We start from the raw sequence: 15156 nt of genomic DNA, 5'->3' as shown, positions 1-15156 counted from the left end.
CCAACGCACAGGCCATCCGCGATTACGTCGCGGAGCGCGCGGCCGCACTCGATCTCAACCCGGGCGTGGCCATCGGGCTGATCGAGGAGCTGTCGAGCTACAACACCGGTCGCACCGGGAACCGCCTCGGGCTCATGGGGGCGCCGGTCGACAGCGTGCGCAACCCCGACGAGTTCACCAGCGATTGGCGCGCCCAGATCGACATGGGCCTCATGTCGTTGGCCGCGGCGAAGCAGCAAGCCGGCGGCACCGATCTGGGCGCGGCCATCACCTACCTCGGCGGCGACCCGGCCGCGCCCGACCCCAAGCTCGCGCAGCGCGCACTGCGGGCGTACACCCGCGGCACGAAGTACACCGGCGAGCTGATCGACGAAGCCACGCTCAGCAGCGCGTACTCGGCGTTTGGCGTGAGCGGGAACCCGGCAAAGGATCTCAAGGCCGCCGGCATCAAGGTGGCGGCGCCGGCCGCCGCGGCCGGCCAGGCGCAGACGGACCCGAACGCCGATCCTGTTGCGGCGGCGGGCGGTCGCATCACCCGCGAGCAGATTGCACATCTCGCCGGCCAATACGCCCCAGGCCTCGAGAGCGCAATCGATGCCATTGCCGGCATCGAAAGCACGCATGGCGAGAACCCGGCCGCGTACCGGGCAAACAGCGTGGGCGCCATCGGGCCGATGCAAATCCTGTCGAAGAAGCTGGGCGCGAAGTACGGCAACTTCGAGCAATACGCCGCGCCGGGCATGACCGATCCGAACAACCCCGTGCACGCGACGGTGGCCGGGATTCGGATGTACGCGGACCTCGCGCGCAAGAACGGCGGCAATCTGGATGCTGCGACGAACGAATACTTCACCGGCTCGCCGAACCCCGCGCCGGGCCGCACGGATGGCCTGACCACGGCCGCGGGCTACCTGCAGAAGTTTCGCACGGCCATGGGCAGCCCGAAGGCACCGGCGGGCTCAGACCTGGTGAGCGCCGACCCTGCCGCACCTCAGGCGCAGCCCAGCGCGGACCAAGCACCCATCCCTGACGACTTCGCCGACCAGGTGATGGCGCAGCTCTCGGACGAGCAGGCGGACGAGCAGCGCGCCGACTCAGTCGACGAGCGCGTGAGGGCCGCGTTCGATGACGACACCACCGACCTGATCGGCGGTGGCGTCGATCGCTTCATCGAATTGATCTCGAAAGAAACCTGATGGCACTGATGGACGAAATCGACGCGATGACGCGTGCGTGGGGCGATGACACGCCCGTCGAGCAGGTGGTGGCCGATGCAGAGAAGTTCGCCGGCAATTTCCGGGCGAGTCATCAAGCCGAGGCCGCGGCCGAACAGCAGAACACTGCGGCGCAGCGGCTCGCGGAAAGCGGTTGGGTGCCACTGGACGCCTACCTGCAGCAGCAGGGCGTATCGGCCAACAGCAGCGCGCAGCTCTACAACCAGAAGCGAGACGCGTGGACGCAGGAGCACCTGCCGAAATTCATCGCGGCGCAGATCGGCGACGAGCCCGAAGACCTCACCACTTCGCAAGGCAAGGCCTGGGTGAAGCGGCGCGACGCCATGCAGGGCAAGCTGCTGGAACAGATGGACGTGCAGCGGCCGGGCAAGGTCGTTGCCAAGCAGGGCTTGGATCGCGACTACTGGGACGCCGCGGCCGCAGGCCTGGCGGACGTGACTGGCCAGACCGCAAACGTGATCGGCCGCGCCATCAATTCCGAATCACTGCAGCGCTTCGGTGCGAGCGCAAAGGCCGATGCGCAGCGCATCCGCGAAGCCAACTTCAGCGATGAAACCAAAGAGCTGATGAAGCAGGAGGCTGAGCGTAAGCAGGCACTCGACCAGCAGTTCGGCGGGGCCGACAAGGTGCCGTGGTACGAGGACATGAAGGCGGGCGGGCGCGACTTCTTCGCGATGCCCGGCGTCAAGCTTTTTCAGGCAGTGGGCACGAGCGCGCCGATCTTGGCCAGCAGCTTGGTCAGTGGACCCGTCGGCGTGGCGGGGGTGATCGTTACCGGCGCGACGCTCGGCGCGGCCAACGGCGACGAGGCCTTCGACAACGTCATGCGGCTGGGCCATGCTGACATGCTGCGCGACCCGGAATACGTGCGCCGGGTTGCCGAGTACGGCGATACCGCAGAAGGGCGCCAGCGCGCGCAGCGCGAGCGGGCCACCTATGCCAGCAACGTGTCGGGCGCAATGAATGCCGTGCTGGGCGGCGTGATGGGGCGAATCGGCGTCGCCCACGGCGCCGAGGCGTTGCTGCGCGGCGGGACGATGGGCGCGCGGCAGATCGCGGGCAAGGTGCTGGGAGAGACGGGCCAGGAGGCCATCGAGGAAGGTGCCAATCAGGGAATCTCGAACTTCGCGACCCAGCTCGTCGACCCCACGACGAGCCTCGGCACTGGCGTTGCGCGCGCGGCGACCGAGGGTGCGCTCGCCGGTGGCGGCTTGGCCGGGGCGGCCGGTGGGCTGCGCGTGGCGCAACAGCGCGGGTCCGGCAGCGCTTCGACCAGCCTGCAGGATCAGTTGCTCTCGGGAGACGCGCCGCCGGCGCAGGTGTCGGCTGCGCCCGCGTCGGCTCAGGCCGCCATCGCTTTCGATCCGGCGAGCCAGGGCCAAGACGCGACCGGCAGCCTCAGCGAACGCTACTACGTCACGCCGGAAGACATGAGCGTCGTCCTGGCTGACGCACCCACGGCGCCAGCCGTGCGCACTCACGTGCAGCGCAGCCTTGAAAGCGCGATGCGCAACGGGACGCTGGAAGAGCTGGCGCAGCAATCGAACAGCGTGGGCCGCGCAGCGCAGCGCATGTTGGCTCGCGTTTCACTGAATGAGGCAGACCGTGGCACAAACTCCACTGACACAAGCAGCAACGATGATCTCCCAGCTGGCGCAGCTGTACCAGCAGATGACACCGCAGGAACAGGCGTCGATCCAGCAGGTTCTGCGCGCGCAGCTGCCCTCGAGCCAACCGGTGACCCCGTCGTTGACGCCCTTGCCGTCGAGCTCAACGCCCTCGTTGAACAGCAACTTCGCGCAGCAGGTGAAGGACAGCGAAGCGAGGGAAGCACTGGCGCAGACGGGCAGCTTGCCGCGGACGGACAAGCCAGCATCGAGCCACCTGCAATCGCAGCTGACCCCGCTGGAGCGAATCAGCTCGCTCAATCCGCGGTCGATGCCGGCGGCGGCGCTGCTCCCACTGCAGAACCAGGTGGCGCAGTTGAAGGCGATGGGGCGCTGACGCAGTTCGTCCCAGACGAATCTGAAGCGCAAGCCCTCGCACGGCTGACTAGGGGCAGGCCTGGACCCGCCGAGTTGAAGCGCCGAGTGACGGCCCACGCAGCCAGCTACCAGGCCTACCTGGCGCAAGAAGTGGCTGCGGGCCGGCCGGGCGAGGGCGTTCCGGATTTCGAAGCGAAGACGCTCAAGAACGCCCGCGCCTATGCGCGCGCCCCGCGGAAGTGGGCTGGCCGCATGGAGCAAACCGTGAAGAACGGCTCTCGAGCGGGGTTGTCGGAGGCTGAGTTTCTCTCTAAGGGGCACACCCAAGGTGAAGCGACGTCCTCGCCGAGGCCTGGCCAGATTGCAGCGGCCGCGCCAAGTAGTTCCTTGAAGGGCGCCGAAGACCCGGACTACACTCCGGCAGATGGAAGCCTCAACGAGCCAGCCCAACCCGAAAAGTCGCCTGACCGGTCCGGATCGCCTGGGCTTGTATTGGGCCAATCTTCCACCCTTTCATCTTTGCGGGGGGGCGACGGTGCCCTACATCGTCGAGCCAACGTCGTTGGATTGGGAATCGCCGCTGACATCGAGCGAGCAGGCTCAACGGCCCTTGTCGGCCGTGAAGTCTCTGGAGCGGATCAGCTCGCAGAGCTAGCGCAGGTCTACCGCGACCCGCGGTTCGAGACTTTCCGCGTCTTCTTTCTCAAGGCTGGCCGCATCGTCCATGCGACGGGGGTGAGCGCTCGGCTGCCGGGGCAGGCGCCCATGATTCCTGCCGGCACCACCGAATCCGAGTACCTGCAGCAGTTTCGGGACCAGATGTCGCAGACTGGCGCCGACGGCTACTACATCCTGCACAACCATCCCAGCGGCGACCCCACGCCCAGCTCGAGCGATCTCAAACTCACGCGGTACTTGGCCGCGCGCGTGCCGGGCATGAAGGCTCACGTCGTCATCAACAGCAACAAGTTTGCGGAGATCGAGCCGGGGGTGGATGAGGGCGCGCCTGTCGAAGACATGGTGCGCGTGAAAGTCTTTGGTGCCGAGGAACTGCTCAAGGCGAGCAAGCCGATGGAGGTACTCGGAAAGACGCTCTCGGATCCTCGTGACCTGGTAGCGTTGGGGAAATCGCTGCAGCGCGAGGGCTGGATCACCCTCGTGGGGCGTGGCTCAGATGGTCGCGTGCGAGCGGTGAGCGAAGCGCCGTCTGAGATTCTGACGCGTAGCCGCGCCTACTTGTCGGGTTTGGTGCGGCGTTTCATGCGAATGTCGGGCTCGCGTGACGTCTTCGCCGTGGGCGCAAACTCTGACATGAACTCGACGCCGATCAAGGCTGCGGTCGCGTCGGGCCTCTTGATGGATGCGGTGCCGGAGATCGGGCAAACGCTGCGGCTCCAAGGTCTTGGTGGCGTCTCCAATCCGCTTGAACAAACACCGGGGCGTAGCGTCGCCGAAGCGGCTGCGAGCTACACCGGCGGCGCCACCGCGGCCCCCAACATCAACGGCCGACCGGTCACGCGAGACGAGGCCATCACGCTGACCGCGAATGGCACTGCGCGCTCGCCCACGCTCGCCGGTGACATTGCTGCGCGCGACACGGAGGCGCTCAAGAGCCGGCTGACGCAGGCGGTGCACTCGATCAGCGACGCGTTCGCCGACAGCCTCGGGCCGGCGGTGCGCTGGGCCGAGAGTGTCTTTTCGCGCGAGACGGCCAACGCGATCAACGGCGCGCTCTACCGCGGCCAGGGCGTGCAGCAAGCACTGATGGCGCAGGCGATGGAGCGGCACGGCAAGGCCATCCTGTCGGACGTGCGCCGCATGGCTGTGCAGAACAACATCGACACGCGCACCGCGCAGCAGTTGGCCGGCTACTACCTGAGTGCGATCTACGCACCGCAGGCCAATGCTCGACTGATCGAGCGAGACCGCGCTGGCGTGGCCCGCGGCGATGTGACGACCGCGGAGCTGCAGGCGCGCATCGACAGCGTGAACGCACCCGACCCGCGCGCGGCACCCACCCGAGGCCTGGCCGGCGGCCTGAACAACGCCGCGGCTGCACTCATGCGCGCGAACATCGAGCGCCGAATCCCGCCGACGCAGCTGGAAGCCTTCGCTGGCAAAGTGCGCGACCTCAACGCGTGGCGCTTGGCGCTCGACATCGAGAGCGGAAAGACGGCGCCGGCCGTGGCCGCGGCTTTCCTGGGCCGCCCGCAGATCGCAGAGCAGCTGCGTGAATTTGCCGCGCGCCGCGGCGCGGTGACGGATGCGGAGCGTGCGGCCATTGCGAAGGCGGTGCGCAGCGACTACGTGCCGCTGACCGGCGCGCCCGATGCCGACGGCCAGACCGACGTATTCGGGACCGGCACCAGCGTTCCCAACACCGCGCGAGATCGCGCGATGGAAGGGCGCACCGACAGCATTGCCGAAGACGGACTTGCCGCCACGTGGGCGGGTCTGTCGCGCAGCGCGACGCACGCGGGCTTCCAGGACTACAAGCGTGCGCTGAACGCGGCCTACGAGCAGGCGCTGGCCGATGCCGACGGCAACGTGAAAGCGGCGCGTGAGCGCACCGGGCTCAGCCGCACCACGGAGAACATCCTGGCCGGGCCCAGCGACGACGTCGTGATCTACCGCGAAGGCGGGCAGAGCTACGTGTTCCGCTTTGAGGATCAGGCTGCCATCGATGCGATCAAGCGGAACAACGTCGAGCGCCCGGGCCTGCTGCTGGAGCTGGCCGGCACGCCGACGCGCTGGTTCGCCTACACCGCGACGCAGTTGAATCTGACCTTCGCACCGGTGAACTGGTTTCGAGACGCCTGGGAGAAGAGCGAGAACATCCGCATCCGTCAGGTGAGCAATGCGCAGGGCGGGGCGGTGGACATGGACGCCGTTGCCCGTCGCATGCTGGCCCTGAACGCCAGCCCGGACGTGTGGGGTGCGACGGCGCGCAAGAGTTTTCATGGGCTGGGCGCGGCCGCGGGTGAAACGCCGGCCGCCAAGGCGCTGGACGAGCTGATCGCGCTGGGCGGCGTGTCGACCTGGGGCAATGTGCTCTCGCGCACGCGCACCGACTTGGCCGCCGAGATCGAGCGCGCTGGCGCCGGCGCGGCGACACCGGTGCGCACCGCCATGAACGCGGCAAAGGAGGCGGTGCACGGCTGGAACAACAGCTTCGAGCTGGTGTCGAGCCTGACCGCGTTCATGGCGATGAGAGAGGCCGGCGTCGACGCGCGCCAGGCTGCCGAGGTGACGCTCAACCTGATGAACTTCCGCAAGCGCGGCGAGATCATGGCGCCCGTGCGCGTGATGTACGCGTTCGCGCAGCCGGTGGTCACGGGTGGCGCGGCCTTGGCCAACATGCTTTCCACGCGCAAGGGGCAGGCGCGTTTTCTGGCTTACACGGTGGCGGGCATGGCGCTCTACTCGGCGCTGCGCGCGGCCGGCGGCGATGACGAAGCCGGCAAGAAGATCGACAACCTGGGCAACTTCACGCTCGAGCGCAGCATCCCGGTGCCGGTCGGCAATGGCATCGTGAAGATTCCGCTCGGCTTCGGCTTGCCGCAGCTCGCGTGGGCGTTCGCGACCAATCTCGTGAAGATGGGCGCCGGCGAGCAGACCGCGAGCCAGACCTTCGCCGAGCTGGCCATCAAGCAGAACCTGAAGACCTTCAGCCCGATCCAGCCGAGCGATATCGACTTCAAGAAGAACCCGATGGAGTACTTGGTGGTGGCGCTGACGCCCACGCTGCTGCGGCCCGCGGCGCAGGTCGCGGTGAACCGCTCGGCGTTCGGCTCGCCCATCGTCTATCCGCTGCGGGACAACCGGTTCCATTCGGAGCAGGGGCGCGATGCAACTGCGGACTTCTACAAGGACGCGGCCACTGAGCTGCGCACCGCCTTCGGCATTGACCTGGCGCCCGAGCAGGTCCGTGTGCTGATCGATGGTCTGGCGGTGGGCCCACTGCGCACGGCGCTGCAGGTGGGCGTGGCGAACCCGAACAACGAGCGCCTGGGCCGCGATACCCGGATTCCGTTCCTGAGCCAGTTTGTCGACACCTACAACCCCTACGCGGTGCGCGCGCGCTTCGACGAGGCGGTCGACACCGCGAACAACGTGCTGCGGGAGGTCCAAGAGAATCCGCGCACCGCAGAAGAGCGCAAGACGTTGGCCTGGCTGGACGAATGGAAGCGCGCCGACAACGCGCTGAAATCGGAGAAGAGGGCGGTGACGCGCGCGAAGATGAAGCCCGACGCGACGCGCGCTCGATACAACGCGATTGCGGTGAAACGCGAGAAGGCGCAAGCGGACTTCTTGTACCGCTGGCGCACCATGCAGAACTTGGAAACGACGAGGACGACCCGATGAAGCCGATCACCATCACACCCGAAACGACGAACGTGTGCATCCCGCTCAAGGGCTTCGAGGGAGAGAGCAAGCTGACCGTGCGCCTGGAGCGCGTTGGCAATGCAGGCACCTTCATCGTCTATCCGGGCACGGCGGATGCCACCGGCGTGTGCTTCACCGCCGACGACCACACGCTCAAGGTCAAGCCTGGCCGGTACTTCGCGACCGTGTTGGGTGGCAAATGCCGGGCCTGCGTTCCCGTTGACATCGCAAATCGCTGCCCTGCATAATCCCGCGCAAGGGGCGTATCTCGCCTCGAATTCACAAAGCCGCCCACGGGCGGCTTTTTTCATGCCTGCGCCAAACACGCGCGACAGGCGATGCACACAGGGCCGCGACGGGAAACCGGGCGCGGCTTTTTCTATGGCTCGACCGAATACCGCCCTTGGCTTCTCCGCTGCGGCGGAAGCAGCTTCGGCAAGCAAGAGGCACCCCAGCATGGCCCAAGAACTGATCAGTCCCATGACGCCGCTCGAGGGGCCCGGCCCGTGGCTTGGCGCTGCTTTCGACATCGCTCCCGGCGGCGCGATCAAGCTCACCGCCTACGGCCTGACGGAAGGGGACCGCCTGTGCGTGCGCCAGATCTACCAGCGCCAGGACGGCAACGCCACGCATCAGAACAGCGGCTGCGCGGTCGAGTGCCCGGACCCGCTCTCGATCATCGGCTCGGTGCCCTACACCTACTGCGGGCAGTGCGTGTGCATGTGCCTCGAGCAGCCGATCCTGCGCATCCGCGATCCAGGCAACTACATGCTCGAGTTCTCGGGCCCGGGCTTCGCATCGCGCCAGGTCACTGTCGTGGGCGTGAAGCTGTCCGCGGAAGACGTGAGCGACGCACTGCTCATGGCGCAGTGCTCGGCGTGCCAGTACATCGCGACGTCCGAAATCAAGGACTGCGAAGGCAACCTGTACGGCTACGGCTTCGATCCGTTCGACAAGGCTGACCCTGCGGCCACCGTCGAGATCAAGGACTGCGACGGCGTTCTGCTGTCGCGCATCTACCCGTCGTTTCGGCCGGGCCACAGCGCCCCGGTCACTGCCTGCGGCCAGTTGATCGGCTACGCCGTCAACGCCGGCAACAGCGCTTCCACCTGCTGATCACCACTTTCAAGAGGAACCTGCAATGGTCAATTTCGTCACCTGCGAAAAGCTCGCTTCGCTGCTCCCGGAAACTCTGCCACCGTCGGGCGCCGCGGGCGGTGATCTGGCGGGCGAGTACCCCGATCCCGAGGTGAAGTGGGAAAACGCCAAGCCTGGCACCATCCCGCCGAAGGCATTGGCCGAGGGCGCGCTGCCCAGCGGCGTCAGCATCCAAGCGGCGCAAGTTGGCGGGCTGGCCGCCGCCGCCGCGGCATCGCTGCGCACCTGCGCCGGCGAGCCGCACCAGGCCAACGACAGCGTGCCGACGTGCGACGAGATGAACGCCGCGATCGGCGAGGCGATTGAAGCCTTGCCGCCTGCTGGTGGCCTTCGCACCTGCGCGGGCACGGCGCATCAACCGGGCAATCAGGTGCCCACGTGCCAAGAAATGCAGGACGCGATCAACAGCGCGACGGAGAACGCTTTCGTGCGTGTGATTCACGACGAGACGATGAGCGGCGATGGCACGCAGCAGAGCCCGCTGCATGTCGTCTTCCCCGACATCCCCGAGGCCGGGCTTTCGGCCGTGGCGGTGGGCTGCGGCCTGACCGGCACCGGTACTGTCGAGAACCCGATCAAGCTCGACAGCAACACGCAGTGGACGAACTGCGCAGGCGAGCTGCTGTGCGGCCCGCAGAAGCTGCCGACGTGCGCGGAGATGGAACACGCCATCGACTGGCACGCCATCCCCGTCGAGTCGCCGATCACCGGCAATGGTCAGCCCGACAAGCCGCTGGGTATCGACTGCGAGCAGCTGAAGACCAAGTGCGGCATCCCTGGTGTCGATGACATCCACGAAGGGGAGGGCATCTCTGTCACGCCGGGCACCAATCACGACCTGACCGTGGCGTTCACCGGCGTGGCCGTTGCGTCGCCAATCACCGGCAACGGCCTGGCTGCATCGCCGCTCGATATCGACTGCAATGCGCTGGTTAACGAGTGCGGCCTGCTCACGGCGGGCAAGGTCCACCCCGGCGCCAACATCACGGTCACGCCGACCCCTGACGGCGGTGTCGAGATCGCGGCCGCCAACGGCACTGGCGGGCCAGCGCCCGGCTCCTATGTCGCAGGCGTCACCCAGGTCTTCGACGTCTCTGCCCCGGACGGCGGCCGAGGAGTGGGATCGCGTGCGAATCACCCGCGGATTCCCGACGGCATCTACTCGCTCTCTCTGCCGCCTGGCGTAACGACGAACACCGCGCGCGTACAGGTGTCGACGTTGCCTGCACCTCCTCCAGCGAACGGATTCTTCTACGCGAAATTCACGATCCTCAACCAAGGGCAGCCGGGCTCGGGCGTCAACCCTGTCCCTGGTGCGTCGTTCGTGAACGGCGAAAACGTGTTCATCAACGAAGCCACCGGCCAGATGTACCTGGTGTTCGCGCGCACGACGACTCTGCCCAACGCGGAACCCGACGGCACGTCGAGCGGTGGCTCGCCGGCCTGAGGCCAGCTGCAGACGCCAAGCGAGGACTGAAAAATGGATAAAGAAGCAATCGAGCTTGGCGTGGCGGCTGCCGCGTCGAAGTCGACCTACGGGGGCGCGGCGACGTCGTTTCTCGGGTGGCTGCTGTCGAGCGAGTTCACCATCATCGTCGGCCTGATCGTCGCGGTGGGGGGCTTCCTCGTCAACTGGTACTACAAGGTCAAGGCTGACCGGCGCTACGAGATCGAGCACACGATTCGGGTGGAGCTCTTGCGACGTGGCAAGCATCCTAGTGGCGGCGATGAGGCGCCCGAATGACTGTGAAGCTCCGCATCGCAATCGGTGGGCTCGTCATCAGTGCAGCGGCTTTCGTGGGAATCCTGGCTCGCGAGTCCTACGTCAGCACAGCCATGATCCCCACGAAGGGCGACGTTCCGACTGTGGGCTTCGGTAGCACTTTCAAGGAAGACGGGTCGCCGGTTCGCATGGGCGATACCACCACGCCGGTGGCTGCCGCGCAGCGCTCGCTGGCGCACATCCAGAAGGATGAGGGAGCGCTGAAGCGCTGCATCGGCGAAAACGTGCCCTTGCACCAAGCCGAGTACGACGCCTACGTGGACCTGGCCTACAACATCGGGACGCGCAATTTCTGCACGAATCCGAAGACCGGCGGCCCGGGTGTCATCGTGCGAAATCTGCAGGCCGGCGACTACTCGGGCGCGTGCGACGCAATCCTTCTCTACCGCTACGCAGCCGGCTTCGACTGTTCGACGCCAGGGAATCGTCGGTGCGCTGGTGTATGGACAGACCGTCAGCGGCTGCATAAGCAGTGCCAAGGGGCGCAGTAGCTCTAGCGATCTGCACGCCGTGGTGGGCACCCGGCCCTGCGAGTCTCATTGAGCAGAAATCGGGCTAGTTGAACAGGAGGCCTGCAGCCCATTTCAACGCCCAATACAGCACGGTGGACGCTCCAATGAAGGCGAGAATTGCGAGGATGCCCGCGATCCATTTTGGTGGCGGCGGAACAGATGGAATCACATTTCCACTTGTTGAAAATCCTTCATCAGACTTGACCTGCCCGAGAATCTCAGCGACTAGCAACGGCGGACCGTAGATATAGGAAATCGTCACCTGTTCCCCTGGCACCAGCACGGGCAGAACGATTTCGCCGCTGTTGCCATTCATCACCACTTCGTGTGTCACGGGCGGAAAGATGTTGAAAATCTTGGGCAGTACGTTGTGACCGATCCTCACGTTGTGCGCTGTCTTTTTCCCCACGTTCTTGATCAATAGCGCGTGTGTGTGGATGACATTCAAGGTCGGAGCAGGCGCATTCTGGGGTGGGTTTGCAGCTTGCGGCGGCACTTCTACCGGAAAGGTGTTTGCGGCCGAATGAACCAGATAGGTCATCAACTTCGCCCGACCTTCAAATCGACGTTTCGCCCAATTGCTGATCAAAGCGACAAGCAATGGCGCGAGTAGCTTGATCAGTACATCGAAATCAATTGTTGGAATTGGCATCGGCTTCCCATCCTCTGGGCCGCATCGTAGTTGAAAGCGCTACGAAATCGATGTCTGCGCACCGAAGGGGTGAAATTCCGTCGACCGCCTACTGCCTTCCGGCGTCGACGCCAGCGGGGTCGCTAACCTCTATTCCATACCGCGCTGCCACGATGGCCCGGCCCATCGCGATGCGCGGGTTCGGCCCTTCCTGCCACGGCCCGCGGCCTTCAGGCAGCCGTCCGCCCGGCCGGCCCACTACGATGGAGCACCACTGGTGCCCCTTTCCGGGCATCGGCGCAACGTGGATCGACTCGCGCTCGAGCAGCTGATCGAAGCCTGGCCAAGAGGTGGTGTACGCCGTGCCCGGCTCGTCGCCCAGGGCCTTGGCGATCCAAGCGTTCAGGGCGGCGCCGCCCAGCTCCGAGGTCTTCATTCCTCGGTTGAGACGAGCGACACCTCGGTGCCGTCGGCGGCGATCATGACGCCCGGCGTGCTGTCGGAAACTTCTACGCGCACGCCCATGTGCTCGAATCCATCGATGTTGGGGCCGCCGATGCCCTTCTTTCGCGTCTCCACGTAAACCGTGTGCTGCTCGGGCGTGAGGATGAATTTCTGGGGGTAGGCGTTGCCGTTCGCGCGCCAGTGCGCGATCAGCTTTTCGGTCATTGGGAGGTAGAGGCTTTGCATGGTGATCAGCCGCGCAGGATCTCGACAGGGCCGACGCCGCTGTAGACCGTTTCTCCGGTTTTCAGGTTGGTCACGACCCAGTGCTCGCCGGCCGCGCCGGGCGCAACCTTGTAGTCGTCGAGGGAGAGGGGAAGAGGGTGGTCGTCGCGCGCGACGCCGTCGTACCAAACGGGCGTGCGCAGGATCGTAGTGGCTTCGGGGAAAAAGTCGGTCTGGCTCATGGTCAGATTGTCGCTGTCGGCCCGCGGCAGCGCGGCGATACCACCCCTGGGTGGTATTTCGTATTTACTGCCTGTGGGTGGTATTTCATCGATCATCGCGGCAAAGGCGAGGGCGGAAGTCCATAGCCGACTCGGAACGCAGCGTCGTCCACCGCGGCCTCGGGCTGCAGCTCGCACACCCATTCCTGAATCACCCAGCAGAACTCATCGCACTCGTAGCCGGAAAACTTCAGTTCGATGCCACCTGCGGAGATCAGGCGCGGCTCGAAGAGCAGGATCTCTCCGTCCTTGCCGCCGGACAGCGACAGGACCACTACCTTGCGCTCGTCGGGCGCCTCCCTGACCCTGGTGGTCATCGTTCCCGTGACTGGTGGCGCTTGCCGGTTCCAGGGCTGAATGCGCCCCTTGATGCGCCTTGTCCAAACTGTCGCTTTCACGGGGTCTCATCGCTCTTTGCTGTCGTCGGCATCAAGGCCGGAATGCCATACATCACGGCGCGGATGTGGTCGCCAGCGTTGCACTCGAGGTCGCCGTACCGGTCGCCGATGCGAGCACATCGCGCGACGACCTGTTCGGCGAAATCGAGCAGCGACGGGCGCATCGGCTCAGCCGGGCCCAGCTCGCCGGCAAACCGCGCGAAGGCTGTGAACTCGTCTTCAATTTCCATCGCCTTCGCGCACCCGCGCCTCGACAGTCTTCATTGCCGCCGCTCGGTCGATCCGAACAGCGCGCGGATGTAGTCGCCGGGTCTGACCTCGGCATTCACGGGTCGATGGTCAATGGCCGCAGCGCACAGCTCTGCGATCTCGTGCCCGAAGGCCATCTGATCCTGGTCGAGAGGGTCGCCCAACATGATGAGCCCGGCATCGACCGCCGCCTGGGTGAAGAAGGACTTGGGGTCGCGCACAAGCTGCTCAGGCTCGGGCGAGTTCTTGAAGTGCAGCTGCGCCACTTCGGTGGGCGGCCTGTCGCCCACGACGGAGTGGAGCGTCTTGCCTTGGAAGATCAACTCCTCGTAGTCGGCGCGGCCATCTGCAAGAAGAACCCATTCGGCAGCAAAGGAGGAAATCCATTGCTCGCGCGAGAGGGGTACTGTGGTTCCGTCCATGTTGAACTCCTAAAAAGTACTGGTTGGATATACAGTATCTTCCCGGCCGTGGCGCTCCGTCAACAGGCATCCGAGAGCAGAATGAGGTCATGTGTACTCGTTACATTTCCCCCGAGGAGCGTGAGATCGAGGCCTTCTGGGCGATTGACCGTAAGTCCAACCAGCGCAAGGACTGGGAGGCTCTGCTCACGGTGTTCCCGCTTTCGCCGGCCATGTTCATCCGCCGCGCCGACGAGGTCGACTACGCGCGCGAGCTGGTGACCGGGCAGTGGGGAATGATCCCGCCCTGGTCGACTTCGAACGTCCCGGCGACGAAGCCGAAGAAGGGCGAGGAGAAGGGAAAGCGCCTGAGCACCGTCAACGCGCGCACCGAGGGCATGGAGAGGTCGCCGACCTACAAGAACGCCTGGGCTCGCGGCAAGCGCTGCATCATCCCGGCCGCCAGCTACGACGAGCCGAATTGGGAGACGGGCAAGAACGTCTGGTGGCGCTTCCGCCGCGCCGACGGGGCACCTTGGGGCCTGGCCGGCCTGTGGGACGCTTGGACCGACCTGAAGACGGGCGAAGTCTGGGAGAGCTACACCATGCTGACGATGAACGCAGACGGGCACCCGCTCATGGGCCGCATGCACAAGCCCGATCCGAAGCTGCCGCCCGACCAGCAGGACAAGCGCACAGTGATCCCGCTCGAGGTGCACGACTTCGACCGCTGGCTGACCTGCACGGTCGAGGAGGCGAGGGAGATGCTGAAGGTGCCGTCGGTCGAGTTGTTCGACGCGGGCCCAGTAGCGGCCGATGCAGACTCGGCCGAAGGGGAAGCCAAAGTGGCGGACGAAACCTGATCAGTGCCGCTCTTCGAGGGGCGGAACCTCGGAGGAACCGAGTTCGAACCCCAACGTAATGAACGCCGCTTCGGCGGCTTCAATCGGATGACGAAACGGGTCTAGGTCATAGAGGGTCGCCGCCAGGCCTTCGACCCACTGACGGTCGCCAGCACCCTCGCGCAACGCGATGAACGTGTCGGCGAAGCTTGAGCACCAGGCGCTCGCGTCTTCCTGGTCTTCTGCCTCGTCGCCCACGGGGTCTTGATCTTCGTCTTCCTCGGGCTCCTGGATCGTGGTGGCCTTCTCGATTGCGGCGCGCAGTGCAACACACGCGGGATGCTCGGCGCCAAGCGCCGCCTCAACGTGCTGGAGTGACGCCTGCCCTGCGGCGAGCAAATCGTGCGCTGCAGCGATCACCGCAGCATTCGACGCATCCTGATCTGTCTTGCCCAGCACGACAGCAATGCGCCTGTCGTCGGCAAGAATCACGCGGCAATTTCCGTCGTAGTCGCCATAGTCTCCGAGGTCGCAGGCGATCCATGGAAGTGGGGACGGGTCGAAGGGCCTTCTGTGGCTCATTGATCTCTCCGGTAAAGCCGAGGGTGGCAATTTAGCTGGCGTTT

General features: G+C 65.6%; 16 protein-coding genes. 8 read left to right on the top strand and 8 right to left on the bottom strand.

Annotated elements, in window-relative coordinates:
• Window positions 1-65 precede the first annotated feature (65 nt).
• From AC07OH_RS09330 to AC07OH_RS09300, 7 genes are all read left to right on the top strand, one after another.
• Window positions 66-1196 (top strand): hypothetical protein, encoded by a 1131-nt coding sequence (locus tag AC07OH_RS09330; protein WP_495300388.1) that lies wholly within the window; start codon window positions 66-68, stop codon window positions 1194-1196.
• Window positions 1196-7585 (top strand): LPD38 domain-containing protein, encoded by a 6390-nt coding sequence (locus AC07OH_RS09325; protein ID WP_495300387.1) that lies wholly within the window; start codon window positions 1196-1198, stop codon window positions 7583-7585. Before AC07OH_RS09330 ends, AC07OH_RS09325 begins: the two co-directional genes overlap by 1 nt.
• Window positions 7582-7854: a hypothetical protein gene (locus tag AC07OH_RS09320; protein ID WP_495300386.1), complete on the top strand. Its 273-nt coding sequence runs from the start codon at window positions 7582-7584 to the stop codon at window positions 7852-7854. The genes AC07OH_RS09325 and AC07OH_RS09320 overlap by 4 nt, the downstream gene beginning before the upstream one ends.
• A 208-nt stretch (window positions 7855-8062) precedes the next feature.
• Window positions 8063-8722, top strand: a complete 660-nt coding sequence (locus AC07OH_RS09315) for a hypothetical protein (protein ID WP_495300385.1) — start codon at window positions 8063-8065, stop codon at window positions 8720-8722.
• Between the two features lie 25 nt (window positions 8723-8747).
• Window positions 8748-10211 carry a hypothetical protein gene (locus AC07OH_RS09310; protein ID WP_495300384.1) on the top strand — a complete coding sequence of 488 codons (1464 nt, stop codon included), beginning with the start codon at window positions 8748-8750 and terminating at the stop codon, window positions 10209-10211.
• Window positions 10212-10244: 33 nt separating this feature from the next.
• Window positions 10245-10508, top strand: coding sequence for a holin (locus tag AC07OH_RS09305; protein WP_495300383.1), 264 nt, complete (start codon window positions 10245-10247; stop codon window positions 10506-10508).
• A complete protein-coding gene (locus tag AC07OH_RS09300) occupies window positions 10505-11038 on the top strand; it encodes a lysozyme (RefSeq protein WP_495300382.1) in 534 nt (177 codons plus the stop codon). The genes AC07OH_RS09305 and AC07OH_RS09300 overlap by 4 nt, the downstream gene beginning before the upstream one ends.
• 64 nt (window positions 11039-11102) lie before the next feature.
• On the opposite strand, the gene AC07OH_RS09295 is transcribed toward AC07OH_RS09300, so the two are convergent.
• The 7 genes from AC07OH_RS09295 to AC07OH_RS09265 all read right to left on the bottom strand — a co-directional run bounded on the left by AC07OH_RS09295 (window position 11103) and on the right by AC07OH_RS09265 (window position 13709).
• A complete protein-coding gene (locus AC07OH_RS09295; protein WP_495300381.1) occupies window positions 11103-11711 on the bottom strand; it encodes a hypothetical protein in 609 nt (202 codons plus the stop codon).
• 88 nt (window positions 11712-11799) lie between these two features.
• A complete protein-coding gene (locus AC07OH_RS09290; RefSeq protein ID WP_495300380.1) occupies window positions 11800-12126 on the bottom strand; it encodes a hypothetical protein in 327 nt (108 codons plus the stop codon).
• A complete protein-coding gene (locus tag AC07OH_RS09285; RefSeq protein WP_495299678.1) occupies window positions 12123-12380 on the bottom strand; it encodes a hypothetical protein in 258 nt (85 codons plus the stop codon). The genes AC07OH_RS09290 and AC07OH_RS09285 overlap by 4 nt, the downstream gene beginning before the upstream one ends.
• 5 nt (window positions 12381-12385) lie before the next feature.
• Window positions 12386-12601, bottom strand: coding sequence for a hypothetical protein (locus tag AC07OH_RS09280; RefSeq protein WP_495300379.1), 216 nt, complete (start codon window positions 12599-12601; stop codon window positions 12386-12388).
• A 92-nt stretch (window positions 12602-12693) separates the two neighbouring features.
• A complete protein-coding gene (locus AC07OH_RS09275) occupies window positions 12694-12957 on the bottom strand; it encodes a hypothetical protein (protein WP_495300378.1) in 264 nt (87 codons plus the stop codon).
• A 77-nt stretch (window positions 12958-13034) separates the two neighbouring features.
• A complete protein-coding gene (locus AC07OH_RS09270; RefSeq protein WP_495300377.1) occupies window positions 13035-13268 on the bottom strand; it encodes a hypothetical protein in 234 nt (77 codons plus the stop codon).
• Window positions 13269-13298: 30 nt separating this feature from the next.
• Window positions 13299-13709, bottom strand: coding sequence for a hypothetical protein (locus AC07OH_RS09265; protein ID WP_495300376.1), 411 nt, complete (start codon window positions 13707-13709; stop codon window positions 13299-13301).
• An 89-nt stretch (window positions 13710-13798) separates the two neighbouring features.
• Between AC07OH_RS09265 and AC07OH_RS09260 the strand changes: the two genes are divergently transcribed.
• A complete protein-coding gene (locus tag AC07OH_RS09260; protein ID WP_495300375.1) occupies window positions 13799-14551 on the top strand; it encodes an SOS response-associated peptidase in 753 nt (250 codons plus the stop codon).
• Here the strand turns inward: AC07OH_RS09260 and AC07OH_RS09255 are convergent, their stop codons facing one another.
• Window positions 14552-15112: a hypothetical protein gene (locus AC07OH_RS09255; RefSeq protein ID WP_495300374.1), complete on the bottom strand. Its 561-nt coding sequence runs from the start codon at window positions 15110-15112 to the stop codon at window positions 14552-14554. It abuts the gene before it with no gap.
• Between the last annotated feature and the right edge of the window lie 44 nt (window positions 15113-15156).

Source organism: Variovorax sp. GW821-FHT10C12 (assembly GCF_059415405.1).
Note: the sequence above shows the minus strand (reverse complement) of the source record. Positions and strands in the feature narration are given on the sequence as shown.